At 36.3% G+C, this 19,789-nt stretch carries 15 protein-coding genes; 2 read left to right on the plus strand and 13 right to left on the minus strand.

All coding sequences use genetic code 11. From position 1 onward, the window contains the following. Positions 1-149: 149 nt before the first annotated feature. From proX to nrdH, 7 genes are all read right to left on the minus strand, one after another. Complete coding sequence (proX, locus tag GWI59_RS10155; protein ID WP_006537756.1) at positions 150-1,145, minus strand: glycine betaine/L-proline ABC transporter substrate-binding protein ProX; 996 nt, start codon at positions 1,143-1,145, stop codon at positions 150-152. A gap of 120 nt (positions 1,146-1,265) precedes the next feature. Next, positions 1,266-2,462 carry a glycine betaine/L-proline ABC transporter permease ProW gene (proW, locus tag GWI59_RS10160; protein ID WP_072062962.1) on the minus strand — a complete coding sequence of 399 codons (1,197 nt, stop codon included), beginning with the start codon at positions 2,460-2,462 and terminating at the stop codon, positions 1,266-1,268. Then, a complete protein-coding gene (gene proV, locus GWI59_RS10165) occupies positions 2,455-3,654 on the minus strand; it encodes a glycine betaine/L-proline ABC transporter ATP-binding protein ProV (RefSeq protein WP_115065158.1) in 1,200 nt (399 codons plus the stop codon). The genes proW and proV overlap by 8 nt, the downstream gene beginning before the upstream one ends. Positions 3,655-4,275: 621 nt before the next feature. After that, on the minus strand, positions 4,276-5,244 hold the full coding sequence (gene nrdF / locus GWI59_RS10170; protein WP_109400649.1) for a class 1b ribonucleoside-diphosphate reductase subunit beta: 969 nt from the start codon (positions 5,242-5,244) through the stop codon (positions 4,276-4,278). A 24-nt stretch (positions 5,245-5,268) separates the two neighbouring features. Next, positions 5,269-7,395: a class 1b ribonucleoside-diphosphate reductase subunit alpha gene (gene nrdE, locus GWI59_RS10175; RefSeq protein WP_161724589.1), complete on the minus strand. Its 2,127-nt coding sequence runs from the start codon at positions 7,393-7,395 to the stop codon at positions 5,269-5,271. 5 nt (positions 7,396-7,400) lie between these two features. Next, positions 7,401-7,820: a class Ib ribonucleoside-diphosphate reductase assembly flavoprotein NrdI gene (gene nrdI, locus GWI59_RS10180; protein ID WP_006537746.1), complete on the minus strand. Its 420-nt coding sequence runs from the start codon at positions 7,818-7,820 to the stop codon at positions 7,401-7,403. 11 nt (positions 7,821-7,831) lie between these two features. Then, the gene (nrdH, locus tag GWI59_RS10185) at positions 7,832-8,056 is read right to left on the minus strand and encodes a glutaredoxin-like protein NrdH (protein WP_006537745.1); all 225 of its coding nucleotides are present in this window, start codon (positions 8,054-8,056) and stop codon (positions 7,832-7,834) included. 283 nt (positions 8,057-8,339) lie between these two features. Here nrdH and GWI59_RS10190 point away from each other — a divergent pair, with 283 nt between their 5' ends. Together GWI59_RS10190 and cspE are read left to right on the plus strand one after the other, a co-directional pair. Beyond that, complete coding sequence (locus GWI59_RS10190) at positions 8,340-8,813, plus strand: methylated-DNA--[protein]-cysteine S-methyltransferase (protein WP_161724593.1); 474 nt, start codon at positions 8,340-8,342, stop codon at positions 8,811-8,813. Between the two features lie 197 nt (positions 8,814-9,010). Next, complete coding sequence (gene cspE, locus GWI59_RS10195; RefSeq protein WP_023581133.1) at positions 9,011-9,220, plus strand: transcription antiterminator/RNA stability regulator CspE; 210 nt, start codon at positions 9,011-9,013, stop codon at positions 9,218-9,220. Between the two features lie 60 nt (positions 9,221-9,280). Here cspE and crcB read toward each other — a convergent pair whose 3' ends face one another. The 6 genes from crcB to dacA all read right to left on the minus strand — a co-directional run bounded on the left by crcB (position 9,281) and on the right by dacA (position 19,729). Next, positions 9,281-9,655, minus strand: a complete 375-nt coding sequence (gene crcB / locus GWI59_RS10200; protein ID WP_006537743.1) for a fluoride efflux transporter CrcB — start codon at positions 9,653-9,655, stop codon at positions 9,281-9,283. Positions 9,656-9,668: 13 nt separating this feature from the next. Next, positions 9,669-10,634: a lipoyl synthase gene (gene lipA, locus GWI59_RS10205; protein ID WP_006537742.1), complete on the minus strand. Its 966-nt coding sequence runs from the start codon at positions 10,632-10,634 to the stop codon at positions 9,669-9,671. A gap of 100 nt (positions 10,635-10,734) precedes the next feature. Beyond that, the gene (gene lipB, locus GWI59_RS10210; protein ID WP_006537741.1) at positions 10,735-11,379 is read right to left on the minus strand and encodes a lipoyl(octanoyl) transferase LipB; all 645 of its coding nucleotides are present in this window, start codon (positions 11,377-11,379) and stop codon (positions 10,735-10,737) included. 262 nt (positions 11,380-11,641) lie between these two features. Continuing rightward, positions 11,642-17,512, minus strand: coding sequence for an inverse autotransporter beta domain-containing protein (locus GWI59_RS10215; RefSeq protein WP_161724597.1), 5,871 nt, complete (start codon positions 17,510-17,512; stop codon positions 11,642-11,644). A gap of 541 nt (positions 17,513-18,053) precedes the next feature. Next, on the minus strand, positions 18,054-18,317 hold the full coding sequence (gene ybeD / locus GWI59_RS10220; protein WP_036912266.1) for a DUF493 family protein YbeD: 264 nt from the start codon (positions 18,315-18,317) through the stop codon (positions 18,054-18,056). 200 nt (positions 18,318-18,517) lie between these two features. Beyond that, positions 18,518-19,729, minus strand: a complete 1,212-nt coding sequence (gene dacA, locus GWI59_RS10225; RefSeq protein WP_109400656.1) for a D-alanyl-D-alanine carboxypeptidase DacA — start codon at positions 19,727-19,729, stop codon at positions 18,518-18,520. Between the last annotated feature and the right edge of the window lie 60 nt (positions 19,730-19,789).

Here is a 19,789-nt window from a genome sequence, read left to right on the forward strand (position 1 = left end):
TCTTAATAATGAAATAGTATTAAGATCTTTTTATTTTTATATAAATTAGCTCTGCCTAATTACATGTAATTATAGTTTTTTATAAATAAAAACAGGCCACAATAGTGTGACCTGTTTTGTGATAATCTTAATTTAAGATTATTTATTAATTACTTTGCAGCAGCCTGAGCTTGTTCAATCCAGCCATCAAAGGTTTTTTGATGTGCTTTGATCCAAGCATTAGCATGACGTTCAATATCTGCCTGCGATTTTTGACCATTATGCATACGTAAGTTTTGCGCATTAATATCGGCAACAGACACTTTCATGACTTCAAAGAGTTTTGCCGCTGCAGGGTTTTCTTCAGCCCATTTTTTATTCGCTGCGATATGCATAGTACTTGGTGGGAAACCATAGTTTTTACCATTTGCTAATGTAGTATCGGTTTTATCATCACCCGGTAATGAAGAGAAAGGCACTTGTAACCAAACAACATCTTTACCCGGTTTTAATACATCACTTATCCAGTAAGGCGTCCAAGTGTAATAAAAAATGGGTTTACCTTCTTTATAGCGAGTAATAGTATCTGCCATCATTGCCGCGTAATTACCTTGGTTATGTGTGACAGATTTTTCTAATCCATAGGCTTTTAAGTGGTTGTTAATAGCTTCTTCACAACCCCATCCCGGATTACAACCCGTTAAATCGGCTTTGCCATCACCATCGGCATCAAAGAGTTTGGCAATTTTAGGATCTTTTAATTGCTCAATATTGGTGATGTTATATTTCTCTGCCGTTTTTTTATCAATCAAGTAACCTTGAGCTGCATTAACGACATAATCCCCTTTACGATAAAAGGTATTATCACCTCCTGCTGCTGCATATTGTGAATTATGAAGAGGAACCCAACTGACTGCCATAAAGGTCGCATCACCATTGGCGATAGAGGAGTAAGCAACGTTATAGTCTACTTCTTTAATTGGCTGAACAGTGTAACCTAATTGTTCTAATGCTTTGTTGACGATTAAAGTTTGAAAGGTTTCTTCAGAAATCGTACTTTGCACGGGTTGAACCGAAATCCCTTTTCCAGGTAAATCAGCAGCGGATAACTGGGTGCTTATCAGTGTGGCGGACAATACTGTTGCCCAGAGAACTGGATTACGCATAGTTTTTCCTTCTGTTGTTATGGTAAGAGATAAATAGCGACAGCGAACTGTCGCCTCTATTTCTTATATTGATTGAACGTGATGTTCTTTATTGATTTTTAATTAATAGTAAAATATTTATTACGATGCTTTTTTGCCAAAGAGTCGGCAAATTAAGCCAATAGGCCCTGTCATATACCAGCATCGATTGCCTTTATGACGGCTGTTTTGACCTAAAGATTGCGTTAATCGGTCAAGAATAATTGCGAGAATAACAATACCTGCGCCCCCTACAGCAGCAAGTCCCATATCAAGACGGCCTATACCGCGTAATACCATTTGACCTAATCCACCAACGGCTATCATTGATGCAATAACAACCATTGAAAGCGCTAACATCAGTGTTTGGTTTACACCTGCCATAATCGTTGGCATGGCGAGCGGTAATTGCACTTTAAACAGCATTTGGCGAGGACTTGCACCAAATGATTGTGCTGCTTCAATTAAATCTTCAGGGACTTGTTTGATCCCTAAAATGGTCAATCTCACAATAGGTGGCAAAGCAAAAATAATGGTGACCACAACGCCAGGGACGTTACCAATACCAAATAACATGACGATAGGCACTAAGTAGACAAACGCAGGTGTTGTCTGCATCGCATCCAGTAAAGGCCGGACAATTTTGGATGCTCTATCACTGTTAGCTAGCCATATCCCTAATGGAAGCCCGATAATAAGACAAAACAGTAATGAAGTGAGTACCAATGCAAGGGTAACCATGGCTTCAGACCAAGCACCTATTGCACCAATTAATATTAATGAGATAAAAGAAGCGACACCCATGGCTTTGCCTGAAAGTTGCCATGCAATCAGAGAAAACAGAATAATGGCGATAGGTGCAGGCATTGAGGTTAAGAAATTTTCAAAACCACTTAATACCAAATCAACGGGTACACGAATACCTTGGAAAACTGGGCGAAAGTGCAACACAATCCAGTCAATCGCATCGGTAACCCATGAATCTAATGGGATCAGCGTATTGTGAAACGGATCCATTAGATTGAATGAATCGGGTGCGACATCCGTCGGTGCGGCATCAAGCCAATCACTGCCAGCGGATGATGTATCAATGTCACCACCACCGCCTGCACCCCATGGATCGGCATCTGTTGATGAACTGTCAGTACTACTCCAAGGATCGCTTTCTGTTGTGCTAGTATCTGTTGTTGCCCAAGGATCATCATTGGCATTATTGGTTGCCTCTTGAGCTGTCTCGCTTGTTATGGTTTCTTGGATATCTGTATCCACAGTCGTATTTTTATCTGTTGTATTACTCATTTGGCGTCTCCTTATCCAGTGCTTGTAGTAACATTCCTTTAGAAATTAAGCCGATATAACGGTTTTTTTCATCAATAACAGGAATAGCACAGGGAGATTGTGCAACAGTTGAAATCAGCTCGTTTAACGGTGTATCCCCATTAATGGCACAAGGCTCAGGTAGAATAGCTGACTCAATAGGTTGTTTATTTTTGAGCGCCTCTTCAAGAGACGTAACGGAAACGATGCCAATAAATTTTCTTCCCCGTTCAATGAGATAGCCAAAATTTCTATCTTCATCTTCGAGTACTTTCAAGGCGGAGCGTGGGCCAAAACCTGGGGCAATATGCAGTAAGGTTTCTGGGCGGCGTTTGGCAATATCTTTTGCACTAAATACATGGCTAATATCAACACCACGGAAAAAGGTACGTACATAATCATTCGCTGGATTGTTGAGTATTTCATCCGGCGTGCCCGTTTGAACAACAACGCCACCTTGCATAATAGCAATGCGATCACCAATACGCATGGCTTCATCGAGATCATGAGAAATAAACACAATCGTACGCTGTTTATCGCCTTGTAAGCTCAATAACTCATCTTGCATTTCAGTACGAATTAATGGGTCAAGTGCTGAAAAAGCCTCGTCCATTAACAAGATATCAGGATCATTGGCAAGTGCGCGAGCCAGACCAATACGTTGACGCATCCCACCAGAAAGTTCATCAGGCCAAGAGTTTGCGTAACTGCCTAAATTGACTTGCTCTAAGGCATCCATCGCTTTTTTATAACGTTCGTCTTTGCTTAATCCAGCGAGATCCATGCCAAATGCAGTGTTATCAAGCACGTTCATATGGGGCATTAATGCAAATGATTGAAACACCATACTGATTTTTTTACGGCGTACTTGTCGTAATTCTTTATCAGACATGGTGGCAATATTTTCACCATCAATAAGCACTTCTCCCTTTGTAGGAGAAATCAGACGATTGAGAAGGCGGACTAGGGTGGATTTACCTGAGCCAGATAATCCCATGATGACAAATATTTCGCCTTCTTCAATTGCCAGATTTGCATTTTGAACGCCCACCGTAAGCCCTGTTTTATCAAAAATCTGATCTTTGTTCATACCAGACTCTAATAATTCAAAAGCGCGTTTAGGGTGCTCGCCAAATACCTTGTAGAGATTTTTTACTTCGAGTTTAATTGCCATGCAATATATAGTTTCCTATTTAAATATTGAAAGGAATAAATTAAATATTAATTAATAAGTGTTATTGTTTTTCCTAAATAAAATTTTAGTAAGGGAAATACCCTACCACAATGATTGAGTCTGACAACCCTATGTTAATTATAATTAACTAAATTATTTAGCTGTAATTTCTTTATTTTTTATATGATTAATAATTAAATAAAGTGAAATAAATAAAATTGATTAAAAGATATATTTCTATCTAACTAACTGAAATAACTTTATTTTTATAGATGTTATTATTTTGATTAGGATCTCAATAAAAATGAAAATTTAATCTCAAAATAGAGGATGAAATAGATGAAAATTAAATGAAAAAAAACCAATAATCATTAGTATAATTAATATTTATTCTCTTATGATAAGGTTTATCTACGAAATTTAAGCTGAAATGATTCGAAAAAAATTGATTTTTTGACAATATTGAACGGCAAAAATCAATCGATTAGATTGTTTATTGCTCAAATAAAAATGCACAAAAAAATAATCTATATTTTTCAGTGCATTATGTTTTATATGTGATACATAATCAAATTGAATGTATTTTGTTGTTTCTCTTACTTCCCATTTGACTAATAAATCTTAAAAATCCCAATCATCGTCTTCAGTGTTAATCGTTTTTCCAATAACATAAGATGAACCGGAACCAGAAAAGAAATCGTGATTTTCATTTGCATCTGGTGATAATGAAGAAAGAATCGCAGGACTTACATCGGTTATTTCATCAGGGAATAAAGCTTCATACCCTAAATTCATTAATGCTTTATTTGCATTATAATGAAGGAATTTTTTGACATCTTCTGTCCAACCTACAGTGTCGTAAAGATCTTCTGTATATTTCACTTCATTGTCATATAAATCTAATAATAATGAGAATGCAAAATCTTTAATATCTTGCTTCTCTAATTCGGATTTATTTAATAACTGATTTTGAAATTTATAGCCAATATAATAACCATGAACGGCTTCATCACGAATAATGAGTCGAATTAAATCGGCTGTATTAGTTAATTTTCCTCGGCTTGACCAATACATTGGTAAATAGAATCCTGAATAAAATAAAAAGGATTCTAAAAAGACGCTGGCAATTTTTTTCTTTAAAGGATCTTCATCTTGGTAATAACGCAAAATAATTTCTGCTTTCTTTTGTAAGTAAGGGTTTTCCTCACTCCAACGATATGCTTCATCGACATCAGTTGTTAAGCAGAGTGTAGAAAATATCGAACTGTAAGAGCGAGCATGAACAGCCTCCATAAAACAGATGTTGGATAACACCGCTTCTTCATGTGGCGTCAATGCATCGGGCATCAATGTCGGTGCACCTACTGTATTTTGGATAGTGTCCAATAACGTTAACCCAGTAAAAACACGAATAGTGAGCTGTTTTTCGGCTTGAGTTAATGTACTCCATGAAGGAATGTCATTGGAGAGTGGAATTTTTTCAGGTAACCAAAAATTCATGGTTAAACGGTTCCAAACCTCTAAATCTTTTTCGTCTTCAATACGATTCCAGTTAATCGCATTAACATGACTTAATAAAGGTGATGACATGCTATGTTCTCCTTATTGTAATTATTAAAGTGTACACGAAACACAGCCTTTGATTTCAGTGCCTGCTAATGCGGATTGTCGGATACGAATGTAATACAAGGTTTTAATTCCTTTACGCCAGGCATAGATTTGTGCTTTGTTAATATCCCTTGTTGTGGCTTCATCCGAAAAGAATAATGTCAGTGATAAGCCTTGATCGATATGTTGTGACGCTTCTGCATAGGTATCGATAATCTTTTCTGCACCAATTTCATACGCATCTTGGTAATATTGGCGATTTTCATTAGTCATAAAGGGGGCGGGGTAATAAACCCGTCCAATCTTACCTTCTTTTCTAATTTCTATTGGCGCGGCAATAGGATGAATGCTTGATGTAGAGTGGTTGATATAGGAAATAGATCCTGTCGGCGGTATTGTTTGTAAATTTTGGTTATAGATCCCATGCGTCATAATAGATTGCTTGAGAGTCTGCCAATCTTCTTGTGTTGGAATATGAATATTAGATTGGCTAAATAGCTGGTGGACTTTTTGAGTTTTAGGTAACCACGGTTGTGATACATATTTATTAAAATATTCACCTGTTGCGTACTTTGATTTTTCAAAACCTTTAAAGTACTGTTTTTTCTCAATAGCTAATTGATTTGAGGCGAATAACGCATAATAAGTGACGGTATAAAAATAGATATTGGTGAAATCTAACGCTTCTTCAGAGCCGTAATAAATCCTTTCACGAGCTAAGTAGCCATGTAAATTCATTTGCCCTAAACCAATCGCATGAGAAGCGAGATTACCTTTTTCAATAGAAGGAACAGACTCTATTTTCGTCATTTCAGAGACATTGCTTAATGCTCTAATTGCTGTGCTGACAGTATGGGCAAAGTTAGGCGAGTCCATTGCCATAGCAATATTCATAGAACCTAAGTTACAACTGATGTCATGACCGATATGGCGATAGCTTAAGTCTGGGTGATACTCACTTGCGCTGTTGACTTGTAAAATTTCAGAGCAGAGATTGCTCATGTTTATTCTACCCGCAATAGGATTTGCGCGGTTTACCGCATCTTCAAACATGATATAAGGATAGCCAGACTCAAATTGAATTTCGGCTAATGTTTGGAAAAACTCCCTCGCTTTAATTTTCTTCTTACGAATTTGCGCGTTATTTACCATTTCACTGTATTTTTCACTAATACTGATCTCTGACATAGGTACGCCATAAACACGCTCTACATCATAAGGAGAGAAGAGGTACATATCTTCATTACGTTTCGCTAATTCAAAAGTGATATCAGGAATAACAACCCCTAAAGAGAGGGTTTTTATTCGAACTTTTTCATCTGCATTCTCTCTTTTGGTATCAAGAAAATGGTAAATATCTGGATGATGAGCATGAAGATAAACAGCGCCAGCACCTTGTCTTGCTCCTAACTGATTAGCATAGGAAAAAGCATCTTCAAGCATCTTCATAACGGGAACAACGCCAGAAGATTGATTCTCTATACGCTTAATGGGGGCGCCTGCTTCACGTAAATTAGTGAGCAAAAATGCAACGCCGCCGCCACGTTTAGAAAGCTGTAATGCAGAATTTACCGATCGACCGATAGACTCCATATTATCTTCTATACGTAATAGAAAGCAGGAAACTAATTCACCGCGTTGTTGTTTCCCGCAATTTAAAAAAGTGGGTGTTGCGGGTTGGAAACGACCACTAATGATTTCATCAACAAGATGAATAGCGAGATCAGTATCACCTTGTGCAAGAGTAAGCGCTACCATACAGACGCGATCTTCATAGCGCTCAAGGTAACGCTCACCATCAAAGGTTTTTAAGGTGTAACTGGTATAGTATTTAAAAGCGCCTAAAAAAGATTGAAAGCGAAATTTTTTGCTATAAGCATGTTTGAATAGCTGTTTGATAAAAGCAAATTCATATTGTTCTAATACTTGAGCTTCGTAATAGTGTTGTTGTACTAAAAACTCAAGTTTTTCTTTTAAATCATGAAAAAATACCGTGTTTTGATTTACATGTTGGCGAAAAAAATGATGTGTCGCTAATTTGTCTTTATCAAACTGAATATTACCTTGCTCATCATACAGGTTTAGCATGGCGTTTAAGGCATGGTAATCAAGTTGTTCTATTGATTGTGTCATATTAATTATCTCATGGCGCATTGGTCAGTAAGGCTTGACCAAAATGCGCTTAAACCCGTTTTTACGCGGTTTACATCTTCTGGCGTGCCTAATAATTCAAATCGATACAAAAAAGGGATTTGGCATTTTTGTGCAATGATGTCGCCAGCCAATCCATAAGCTGTACCAAAATTTGTATTTCCAGAAGCAATAACACCGCGTATTAGTTGGCGATTTTCATAAATATTTAAAAACTGAATAACCGCTTTAGGCACCGCACCTTTAGTACTGCCGCCACCGTAAGTAGGGCAAAGCAACACAAATGGCTGTGTTGCAAGCAATGTTTCATCTTCAAAAATTCTGGTCGCTTTTAAGTTGAGCTTTTGTACAAAACGATGACAGTTTTCAGAGCGACTTGAAAAATAGATCAAAGGTGCAGTTTGCATGAAATGCTCCTTTAGAGCGTGATCTGTCTGATCTTATCAGGGCAGAAACCGGACCAATGCTGGTCACCATGAACAACAACGGGAACTTGGCGATATCCCATAGAAACAATGTGAGCGAGGGCTTGCGTATCTTGGGTGAGATCAACAGCAACAAACGGAATGTTTTTCTGTTTTAAGGCGCGCTCTGTGGCACTACATTGAACGCAATTCGGTTTGGTATAGAGGATAACAGACATAAAAATAACCCTTATAAAAATATGGATGCGTCTGTTTTCACATCCATAATGAGAAGTGTTTAAATACTATATATAGAGTTATTTATTTTCAACCACACAATATATGGTGATTTTTATTTTTGATAATGATTATCATTAAAATTAAATAGTTAGTGCATTAATTTTATTTTTAGATCGCTCGATTGATCAATTTTTATTAGATATACGAGTAATTAGATGATTGCTTTATCAATCAGGCATGATTTACTCTTAGTGCTACAGACAAATCAGCAGAGAAAATATTATGTACCAAGATTATCTCGATGCCCCTGTTGGCTTCCCAAAACCTTATATTTCTATTACAGCCAATGAAAAAGGGATCACTAGCCTCTATTTTGTAAATAACAAAGATGTTGCTGTGAATCCAAGCTCCGTAATTAATCAATGTATAAAACAACTCAAAGAGTATTTTGCGGGTAAACGTACCGCCTTTTCTGTGCCTTTGGCACCAGAAGGAACAGAGTTTCAAAGCCGTGTTTGGAAGACATTACAGACAATCCCTTATGGCGAAATTTGGAGTTATAAAAAATTGGCGCTTACATTAGGTTCAGTCAATTATTGCAGAGCGGTAGGAATGGCAAACTCACGCAATCCAATTTCTTTAATTATTCCTTGCCACCGAGTTATTGGTCATAACGGTAAGTTAGTCGGCTATACTGGTGGGTTAGATATTAAGCGTTGGCTACTTCAATATGAAAAAGTAGAAATTGATGAATAGTTCAGATAGTAAGTATTAAGTATTATTTCTTAAGTGAACTATGCGTTAAGGCATGGGATTTGTCTGAATATTAATCATTTAGCAGAAAAAAAATGTGAGTTTCGTGATCTAGGCTGTGGACAGGGAATCATCATTTTTGTTTTACTATAGTCAACGCAAAACGCTTGCGTTTATTTTCTATTTTAAAGGTAAACTTGATGTCTAAATTAAAAGGTAACGTTAAGTGGTTTAACGAAACTAAAGGTTTTGGTTTTATCACTCCAGAAGATGGCAGCAAAGATGTATTTGTACACTTTTCCGCTATTACATCAGAAGGCTTTAAAACCCTTGCTGAAGGTCAAAAAGTAGAGTTTGAAGTTACTGACGGCGCGAAAGGGCCATCTGCTGCAAACGTTGTCGCTATCTAATTAACGACTTCTTTGAGACAGTAAAAACCCGTTGTTTAACGGGTTTTTATATTCTGAGTATTACATTTCTCGTAGTAACCAAAACGCAAATGCGGTCATTAAAAATGAACCCGCTAAGTTAGCGCCCATCGTACTTAATGCCCATCCTATCTTTCCCTCAGTTAAGAGTGCGACAACTTCGACAGAAAAGGTTGAAAATGTTGTCAGACCGCCACAAAAACCCGTAGTTAGCATAATTTTCCAAATAGGATCAATATTGGGGGCTTTGCTAAACCAAGCGATACCAAAGGCTATAATAAAAGCACCAATACAGTTAGCAACAAAGGTGCCTGTGGCAAAATGAGGAAAAATAGAATTTAGGCGGTAGCTAATCAGCCAGCGTAATACGCTACCTAAACCACCACCTATAAATACAGCAATTGCAATATTAAGCATGAGAAATTAATTGTTATTTAACCTCAATCCCTTGAGCTTGAAGATCAGCATGATAAGACGAGCGAACAAACGGCCCACAAGCAGCGTGGGTAAAGCCCATCGCGAGTGCTTGCTCTTTCATATATTCAAACTCGTCAGGACTGACGTAGCGTTGAACAGGAAGATGATGACGACTTGGCTGTAAATATTGCCCTAAAGTCAGCATCGTTACCCCATGTTTACGCAGATCACGCATAACGTCAATAATTTCTTCGTTGGTTTCCCCAAGACCGACCATTAAACCTGATTTGGTGGGAATATCAGGGTGAGCTTGCTTAAAGCGCTCTAACAGAGTCAATGACCATTGATAGTTAGCGCCTGGACGTACTTGACGATAAACACGAGGAACATTCTCTAAGTTATGGTTGAAGACATCAGGTGGGGTTTCCGTGAGGATTTCCAGTGCTTTATCCATACGACCACGGAAATCAGGAACTAATGTTTCAATACGGATGGTTGGATTTTTTGCTCGAATTGCAGCAATACAATCCGCAAAATGCTGAGCACCACCATCACGTAAATCATCACGGTCTACGGAGGTAATTACGACGTAGCGTAACCCCATATCTTTGATTGTTTGAGCGAGTTTTTCTGGCTCTTGTGGATCGGGAGCATTTGGGCGGCCATGAGCAACATCGCAGAATGGACAACGGCGTGTACAGATTGCCCCTAAAATCATAAAGGTTGCCGTTCCATGGTTAAAGCATTCTGCAAGGTTAGGGCAAGAGGCTTCTTCACAGACCGAATGAAGACCATTTTTACGCATTGCTGCTTTGATACCCTGTATTTTACTTGAGTCAGCGGGTAGTTTTATTTTCATCCAATCAGGTTTGCGTAGCAGTTGTTCTCGTTCTGTAGCGACTGTTTTAACAGGAATAAGTGCCATTTTATCGGCGTCGCGATATTTAACTCCGCGTTCCATCTGAATAGGTTTACTCATAATTGTGCCAGTTCCAGTTATCTAGAGTGATTAACACGATGTGACTGAGGTAATCAGGGTTTTAAAAAAATATGATAAATGTTAAAAAATTATAGCATTTTTATTGCTGTGGTTGAAATCCTAGATGTGTACAAAAATGCTTAACTAATAACGGTGCTACCTGTGTCGTTGACGTATTTGGTGCAAAATCAATTAACTGCGTCATTTTGAGATCAGAATAACCACAAGGATTTATTCGTGCAAAAGGGGATAAATCCATATCGATATTGAGCGCAAGTCCATGAAAGGAGCAACCTTTACGAATACGTAATCCTAAAGAGCAAATTTTATCACCTTTTACATAAACGCCGGGTGCATCAGCGCGAGCATAAGCTTCTACATTAAACTCTGCCAGCGTATCAATAACCGTGTTTTCAAGAGCAGTAACTAGTTGACGAACACCGATATGATTGCGTTTTAAGTCAATTAAAACATACATCACTTGCTGACCAGGACCATGATAAGTTACTTGGCCACCACGATCAGACTGAATAACAGGAATAGTTCCTGTGTTTAATAAGTGTTCAGCTTTACCTGCTTGGCCTTGGGTAAAAACCTGTTCATGTTGAACGAGCCATATTTCATCAGGTGTGTGACTTTCCCGTTTTTCCGTAAACTGATGCATAGAATCAGAAACCGGTAAATAGGGTTTCACACCTAATTGGCGAATAATGATTGTCTTGTCTTGCACCGTGAAAATCTTCATTTGTAGCGTAATTGTGAAGGGCAGTATAACGCCCCAGCAAATGAACTACCAGATTGAGATGATGATTATTGCATATCGTTTTTTTAAAAGTGTTACATGGGGTGTAATTCATTATTATGAATTCAAACGAAAATATAATTATTAGATAGTAAGCTAAATAGATCATTTTCGTTCGAATAGATAAAAGGCCTAACGTCAGTAATATACTGAAATTAGGCCTTATAAACTTTAATTTACTCTCTTACTTAATCAAAGTTACCAATTATAAATCTGTTCTACAGACAGGTTCATATTGGTGATGCCCCGCGGCATATTGAATAATACCATTTGAAAAATTGATTGAGGCAACATCGGACCCTTCAGTTGTTGATGACCAAGCTTGGAATGATCCACCACCTTTACCCCATTCAGAGAAAACAGTTCCGATACCTCTATTATTTAGTCCTAAACTTAATAAATTAGCAGGAGAGGTGCTTAGGTTGTTATTTTCACACACTTTCCATGAGCTTGGAGCTGACATATTTTGACCTGCATAGAAGGTAAACCAGTAAGATGGGGTGAATGTGTAACTAAATGCAGTCCCTTTACCTTCGACGAGAGGAATGGCAGTAATTGTTACCGTTTTATTCGCACTCGTTGGTGTACCAGAGAGTCTTACTTCGCCATTATTTTTACCTACAGTAACCCACGGTTGATTGGATGACCAATTATAATCATTAGTACGAGTTCCATTTTTCATAACAAAATTAAATGTCGCATTGCGATATCCCGTTGTTGGGAACCCTTCATCTAATTCGAATGAATAATTTTTGGCGTTAATGTAAGCAATATCTGTTATTGGAACGACTTTATTCACAGTGACCGTTGCACTCACATTTTTCAGCATAGTTTGCTGAATAATCACATTGAATATCTCAGTCCCTACATTTTTACCTGTAAAAGTAGCAGAATAAGTACCCATTTTATTGTTATAGGTTGTTTTACTTAGTAATCCATAAAGGTTATTTGATGATTGAGCAATACTGACATCATCAAGGTAAACTGCGGTGCCTTTATCATCTGTTATTTTAAATTCCAACACGGATTGGTCATTAATATAAATAGAGTTTGGCGTACTGGTCAGTTGATAATTAAAATTATCTAAGGATAAATCCTTAACCTCTACCGTTGTCTTAATTGACTCATCAACATTATTGTTAATAGAGGCATTAAAATTAGCATTAGTCGCTACTGTACCAGTAAATGTAGCGGTATAAACCTTTTGGGTTTTGTTATAAGTCGTACTAGTTAATTGTCCATCATCATCATTAAGTAAGATAATTTTCGCACCTTCTACTTCAATTGGCTTATTGCTAGCATCTTTAAACGTAAGAGTTAATTGTGATGTTTTGCCTGTATAAATTGAAGCAGGTTCTGCAACTAATGATGCGCTTTCATAAGGTTTCTTGATAATAACATTTGCAGTGATATCTGAACGCAAGATGCCATTTATAGAAACATTAAATTGTGCTGTACCCAATCCAAAACTATTAAATTTAGCTTTATAGACTTTCGCCTTTGGATCAAAGCTTGTTGAGTCTAATGTCCCCAATTTGGGTGTAATCAAATTGATACTGACATTATCATTTTGGATCCTAACGGGTTCACCTGATTCATTAAATAACGCAAGCGTTAAATCAGAAGAGTCTCCCGTAATAATGCTACTTGGATTAGGCGTTAATGTTGCTGAATTATAAGCTTGATTAACTTGAATAGATGTTTCAGCTTGGCGAACTTTCCCATTAATTGTTGCTGAGAAATTAGCTTTACCTACCTGATTACCTGTAAAAGTCGCTTTATAGGCGTTTGTTTTACTATCCCAAGATGTTTCAGTTAATGTACCTAATGCTGGTGTATCGAGTACAATAGTCGCGCTATTACCTTTTATTGGTAAACCATTTATATCTTGGAGTGTTAACGTAATTTCTGATGTACTGTTTACGATTATGACACTTGGTGACGGTGTCAAATTTGGATTATAGAATGCATCAGGACTATCTTTGACCTCGATAGTGGTACTTACGCTATCTATTTTTTTACTATCAACATTGGCACTAAATTTAGCAATTCCAATCTGGGTTCCTTTAAAGGTTGCCAAATAGCGTTTATTGACATTATCCCATTTAGTGGATGTTAGATTTCCTAAGTTTGGCGTATCTAATGCAATAGATACATTATCAGTTTGGAGAGAGTTACCATCTGCATCTTTCAATGTGAGATAAACATCAGATGTATTGTTTAGTGTGATAGGAGATAATTCCTTATCCATACTGGCTGAGCTAAATAGTGGTTCAACCATTACGGTTGTGACGATATTATAAGTTTGCCCATTAATGACAGGGATAAAATCAGCTTCACCTTCTTTAGTACCTGTAAAGGTTGCCTTATAGGTCATTAAATTTGCATCATAAATAGTTTCGCTGATATTCCCTTGTGCCGTACTGTTACTATTTTGCATAATAATTTGTACGTCATTTCCTGCATTGACAGGACTACCCTTATGATCTTTTACCTGTAATGATAACTCTGAAGTCTGTTTTATACGAATTGAGCTAGGTTTTGCAGTTAATGTAGCTTTATATAATTCAGTGATCTTAACGCTAGCACTCGTATTACCTTTAGTATAAGGTTGATTATTAACAAAAACTTCAAAATTTGCAGTACCTATGTTTTCGCTTGTAAATATTGCTTTAAACGTTTCATCATCTTGTTCTGTTTTACCAATTTGTCCCAATGTCGTTGAATTCGATGCTAAGCGAATTTCAACAGTCTCAGTAGGGATAAATGGCTTATTATGCTCGTTGTAGAAAATAACACTTAATTCGGATGTATCGCCAACAGGAATACTATTTGGTGATGCCACTAGGTTAGCACCAGCGATAAAATCATGCTTTAGTGGATCAACAACTACGGTTGCTGAAAGTGAATTTTGTCTCTCATTGTTAATAACGGCATAGAATGTTGCAGTATATGTCGTATTCTTTTCTGTTGGTGTATAGATGACTTGATAGCGACCAGGGTTTAATTTATCTTCAGTGGCATCAGACACTCGTCCATTACGTGTATCTTTGATAACAATATCAATGGGAACATTGGGATGGAATAAATTACCGTATTGATCTTTGATATCTAAAGTAATGGTAGAGGTACGCCAATCGTTATCAAGGCTACGGGAATGTGGATTTTTTCCTTGCTCTTCTTTTGTTCCATAGATGTGGTTTGGATCAGACATAATACTGGCGTTATCTAAATCAACTTTAGATGAGCTATCAATCACCGAAATTTCAGCTGTGGTATTTAAGCGTACTCCTTCTAAAGTGACAAAGAATTTAGCTGTACCCACCGCAGTTGCATCAAAATTCGCAGTATATTGGGTTGAGTTAATTTTTTGAGTATTAGACAAGGTGCCGTAATTTGATGTCTCTTGTAAAATAACCGCATCATCTGTTGGTAATGGATTATTATTTTTATCTGTTAACGAAAGTCTTAATACTGTACTGTGATCCGCTTCTTTTAGATCTAATGATGATTTATCTGCAACAAGTTTTGCATTTAAATCATTCATTCCCCAGACTACAACATTTACTTTAGTATCATTGTTTTGAACATCATCAATACTAACGCCAAAAGTTGCTGTTGTCGGTTGTGTACCTGTATAGGTTGCTTGATAGACACCAGGTTTCCCTGATACTGCGGTGGTGTTGCTCAATGAACCAATATTTGTTGTTAAAACGATTTCAACAGGTTTATCTGTGACAGGTTGGCCTTTATTATCTTGCACTTCTGCTGTGATAACAGAGGTTCTATTTTGGATAATTTGTTCAGGGGTGGCTTTTAAAGAAACAATCTTATATTTTTCTGAATGAGAAAGAATAGATGTTTCAGCTTTACTATCAGGATAAGGAGTATTTGCAACATAAGGATAGAAGGTTACTTTACCCGTTTCTGTTGCAGTAAATTGAGCTGAATAATATTTTTCAGCGGCATTATAGGTAGTCTCGGAGATAACACCGTTACCTGTTTGGTTATCTATTTTGACAATTTGGATTACTGCGTTATCAGCTTCCATTGGCTGATCATTATCATCCAATATTGTCATGATAACTTTAGATGAATCTCCAACATACATTTCATTTGCAGCAGTCAAATCAATATTTTTAAATGTAGATATTTTAACTTTCTCTTTGGTATCCGTAATAACTTCATTATTTATAGATGGTTGGAAAATAGCATCACCTACATTTTTACCAGTAAAGGTTGCAATATATTGTTTTGTTGCAGAGTCGTACGTTGTATTTGAGATCTCACCTTTATCGCTATTTATTAATAAAATATTTGCATTATCAACTTCTATTGATTGCATCTCTTTATTAAAGAAAGTAAGTCGTAATATTGTTGACTGTCCTAGCGTAATATCATTTTTATCTGCTTTTAGCGTCAGCTGATTATAAACAGGCGCCTGATTTTCTACAGTCACTGTTGTGGAAATATCTTGATGAACGGTTTGGTTAAAATAGCCGTAAAAATGGACGATCTCAGGAGCTGTACTAATAAATTTAGCTTGATAAACTTTATCTTTTGCATTGTATTGTGTTTTAGACAATGCACCTTTAGCACTATTACTCATGATAATACTTGCATCATCAACTTCAATGGGCTCACCATCATTATTTGTAAAGCTTAAGGATACGATTGATGTATCATCGATACCTATTTTTTGTGGTGTTGCTGAGATAGCGGCTTTTTGCACTATACCACTTTTTAGAACAACAACTTTAGTCGTTTCAGATGAGGAAGCCCGACCTTTTTTATCGTATGCTGTCGCTACAATATTATAGGTATTTGTTGCCCCTTCTTGTTGATCATAATAAGGCAAATAGAGTAGATAGCTATTTTGACCTTGTTCAATAATTCTACCGCCGTGTTGAAGAAAACGGCTACCGTCAATATCAATGTAATCAAGACCCGCACTAGATTCTACACTAATGGTGACAGTCTTTTGTTCATTACTATAACCTTCTATTAAATCAGGTGTTTTTAAAGAAAGATAAGACTGCTCTTGATAATCAAAAATGATATTGTTATTTCTATCAACGAAGTCATATTTACTATTTTCAAGTAAACGTAATGGTTTTATATTATTTGGATCTAATTGAGCATTAATTGGTGTACCGAATTGGTAATTAAATGAAAGACCCAATTGAGTATCATTATCACCGCTTTTACCTAATTTATGTTCAGCATTAATTGTTAATAGTGGAAAAGGAGTGTAATTAAGCCCCGCAGTGATAGCGTATGGATCTTTAGATAAGTTTGATGTGTTATTAAAAAGGTCAACGTTATCACCATAATATTGTTCAAAATTGGCTTTAAAGCCTAATTGAGGGTAAGCAGGAAGATAACTTTGTGTTCTAATATCCCAACCATTTGCGGGACGTTCATTATAACCTTTTACAATACTTGAGTCTTTCCAACCTGTTATTCTATTATAATAATTCGAACTAATTGAAAAATAATCTCGACGATATTCAAGACCAACCCCTATACGGCTATTTTTACCTGAAAAATCGTGGTCAAAATGCGTATTAAAACCATAGAGTTGAGTATTATCAAATTTACGGATACCAAAGCCTATATTACCTTGGTTTCTATCATAACTACGATGGAATGCTGTTTGATTAAATAAAAGATAATTGTCTGTTTCGTAAAAAGGAATAATGACTTTAGCTTCTGTGTTTTTTAGAGTGAAATGCTTATCTACACCTAAATTTATTTGAGCTTTACCATATTGATTAAACCAATTTTCAATTTCTCTATTAACTTTGCTATTAGCCTGATTTATTAGGTATTGTGAAGCAGCATCATGGGTGTTATCACTAGATAATATAGTCCCTAATTGACTTGTTTGCTGAGCAAGCCATCGCCCGTTATTATTTTCTGTGTTTGTTGATAATTTATTTTCTTCTGCCGTAGCGGCATAAGATTGAATAGTAGGTGTTAATGATAGTGCAATAGGAAATGAAAATTGAGATGCTATTATAAAGTAAGAAAATATTTTTTTCTTACGTAATCTGTCTAGTAAAGTGTTATTCATGTCTTTCACTCAAATAAATGATGAAGAGTAGTATTCTAAATAAGCGTACTAGATTAATAGTAGAAGATAATATAACTAAATACAATTATATAGAGTAAATTTAGAGCATTTGTTTATTTTTGTTTATTCTTTGTTTATTGTTTATAAGCTTAATAAGACAAAAAAAGATGATATTAATAAGTGATAATACTAATACTTATTGTTTAATAATATTAAATTTTTTATTATTTCAAACTGTAAATGATTATTATCTTCTCTTTTGTTGTTAAATTAATTAAGTGGTTTTGCTTAATTAATTAAGTGATATAACTTAGCTTATTTGAATAACTTTTTATTATTATTTATTGTTCAAAAAATATATTTATACCAAAAAAACATGAGATATCACCTAGTCCTAAACATGTGATTCTAAAAAAATGGGGTGTATTAGAAAGTTAATAAGTATTGAGAAACTTAGATAAACGAGAGTGCATCTTACATGCTGAGAAAGAGAGGAAAGCGACTCTCCTCGAGAATAAATACGAGGAGAGTATAAAAGAGACTATAGAACCATACGTACCAGTTCAAGTTCACCTAATTCTTTATATAACGTTTCTACTTGGTCGATATGAGTTGCGTTGATGGTAATAGAAACAGAGTGGTAATTACCTTTGCTACTTGGTTTTACTGAAGGAGTGTAATCACCAGGCGCGTGGCGTTGAATGACTTCAACAACTTGATCCACTAATTCTGGTTTTGCATGACCCATCACTTTATAAGTGAAAGAACATGGGAACTCTAACAGCTCGTTTAATTTTGTTTTCATCATAATGTAATTCCTTAAGACAACAGGTGCTGTTGTTTTAATAATTTATTTCTATACCTAATCTTAGCAAATAAAAAGCGCATTCCCTACATAATAAGGAATGCGATACTAATCATTAGGGTAAATATGGTAATGGTAAATGTGTTTATGCCAATATCTATATGTAAGTTATATGTGGTCACATTTACCTTTTTCAAGTCTTAGCCAAACCAGTGTGAGAATAATAATTTGATGTAATCGATAATACGACTAAAGAAGCCACCTTCTTTTACTTCATTCATCACAACAAGCGGGCGCTGCTCAATAACTTGTCCATCAAGTTGGAAATTAATTGTTCCTACAACTTGGTTTTTAGTGACTGGTGCATGTAATTCTACATTATCAAGAACATAGCTTGCTTTTAAATCTTTTAAACGACCACGAGGAATAGTTAAATAAACATCTTTATCTACCCCTAATTGTACTTTATCTGTTTCACCATACCAGATAGGCTCTGCCGCAAATTCTTTACCGACTTGCAATGGTTTTACGGTTTCAAAGAAACGAAAACCCCAAGTAAGTAGTTTTTTACTTTCGACATCACGACCTTTAGGTGAGTGACCGCCCATAACTGCAGAAATTAAACGCATATTACCTTCAGTTGCAGAGGCGACAAGATTATAGCCAGCGGATGCAGTATGACCTGTTTTAATACCATCAACGTTTAAACTGGTATCCCACAACAAGCCATTTCGGTTAGTTTGGCGGATATTGTTGTAAGTGTACTCTTTTTCTTTATAAATGGCATATTCATCTGGTACATCGCGAATTAATGCAGCACCGATTAGAGCCATATCACGAGCTGTGCTGTATTGTCCTGGGGCATCAAGGCCATGAACGGTTTGGAACTGTGTATTTTGTAAACCTAGACGCTTAACGTAATCGTTCATCATAGCCACAAATGTATCTTGGCTCCCTGCAACATAAGAGGCCATTGCGACACAAGCATCATTACCTGATTGTAAGTTAATACCACGTGTTAACTGTGCAACTGTAACTTGATCACCTGGTTTTAAGAACATTAAAGAAGAGCCACGAAAAATAGGATTGCCCGTTGCCCATGCTTCTTCACCAATGGGTACAATATCGCTATTAGATATTTTACCAGCACGAATAGATTGACCAATAACATAGCTGGTCATCATCTTGGTTAAACTTGCAGGATCACGGCGAACATCAGCATTCATTTCAGCCAATACTTTCCCAGAATTATAATCAATCAGAATATAAGATTCGGCTTCGATACTAGGAACAGCGGGTATCATTGTTTTTAGGGAATCTTCTGCAATACCTTGATGACTGACTGTGAGTAAAGCAAACGTGGCACTTAATAAGCTGGTTCTTAGTCGTTTTGCTGGGAGTATCTGTTTCATTCTGTTTGTTTTATCCAAAATTCAGGGAAAAATAGGAACCGATAAATAAAATATCAGCAA

Origin of the sequence: Proteus sp. G2673 (genome assembly GCF_009915125.1) — a bacterium.
GTDB lineage: Bacteria > Pseudomonadota > Gammaproteobacteria > Enterobacterales > Enterobacteriaceae > Proteus > Proteus penneri.

Excerpts from the sequence above, each read along its gene's own strand:
- proX (WP_006537756.1), bottom strand. The coding sequence starts at position 1,145 with ATGCGTAATCCAGTTCTCTGGGCAACAGTATTGTCCGCCACACTGATA.
- proW (WP_072062962.1), bottom strand. The coding sequence starts at position 2,462 with ATGAGTAATACAACAGATAAAAATACGACTGTGGATACAGATATCCAA.
- proV (WP_115065158.1), bottom strand. The coding sequence starts at position 3,654 with ATGGCAATTAAACTCGAAGTAAAAAATCTCTACAAGGTATTTGGCGAG.
- nrdF (WP_109400649.1), bottom strand. The coding sequence starts at position 5,244 with ATGTCATCACCTTTATTAAGTCATGTTAATGCGATTAACTGGAATCGT.
- nrdE (WP_161724589.1), bottom strand. The coding sequence starts at position 7,395 with ATGACACAATCAATAGAACAACTTGATTACCATGCCTTAAACGCCATG.
- nrdI (WP_006537746.1), bottom strand. The coding sequence starts at position 7,820 with ATGCAAACTGCACCTTTGATCTATTTTTCAAGTCGCTCTGAAAACTGT.
- nrdH (WP_006537745.1), bottom strand. The coding sequence starts at position 8,056 with ATGTCTGTTATCCTCTATACCAAACCGAATTGCGTTCAATGTAGTGCC.
- GWI59_RS10190 (WP_161724593.1), top strand. The coding sequence starts at position 8,340 with ATGTACCAAGATTATCTCGATGCCCCTGTTGGCTTCCCAAAACCTTAT.
- cspE (WP_023581133.1), top strand. The coding sequence starts at position 9,011 with ATGTCTAAATTAAAAGGTAACGTTAAGTGGTTTAACGAAACTAAAGGT.
- crcB (WP_006537743.1), bottom strand. The coding sequence starts at position 9,655 with ATGCTTAATATTGCAATTGCTGTATTTATAGGTGGTGGTTTAGGTAGC.
- lipA (WP_006537742.1), bottom strand. The coding sequence starts at position 10,634 with ATGAGTAAACCTATTCAGATGGAACGCGGAGTTAAATATCGCGACGCC.
- lipB (WP_006537741.1), bottom strand. The coding sequence starts at position 11,379 with ATGAAGATTTTCACGGTGCAAGACAAGACAATCATTATTCGCCAATTA.
- GWI59_RS10215 (WP_161724597.1), bottom strand. The coding sequence starts at position 17,512 with ATGAATAACACTTTACTAGACAGATTACGTAAGAAAAAAATATTTTCT.
- ybeD (WP_036912266.1), bottom strand. The coding sequence starts at position 18,317 with ATGAAAACAAAATTAAACGAGCTGTTAGAGTTCCCATGTTCTTTCACT.
- dacA (WP_109400656.1), bottom strand. The coding sequence starts at position 19,729 with ATGAAACAGATACTCCCAGCAAAACGACTAAGAACCAGCTTATTAAGT.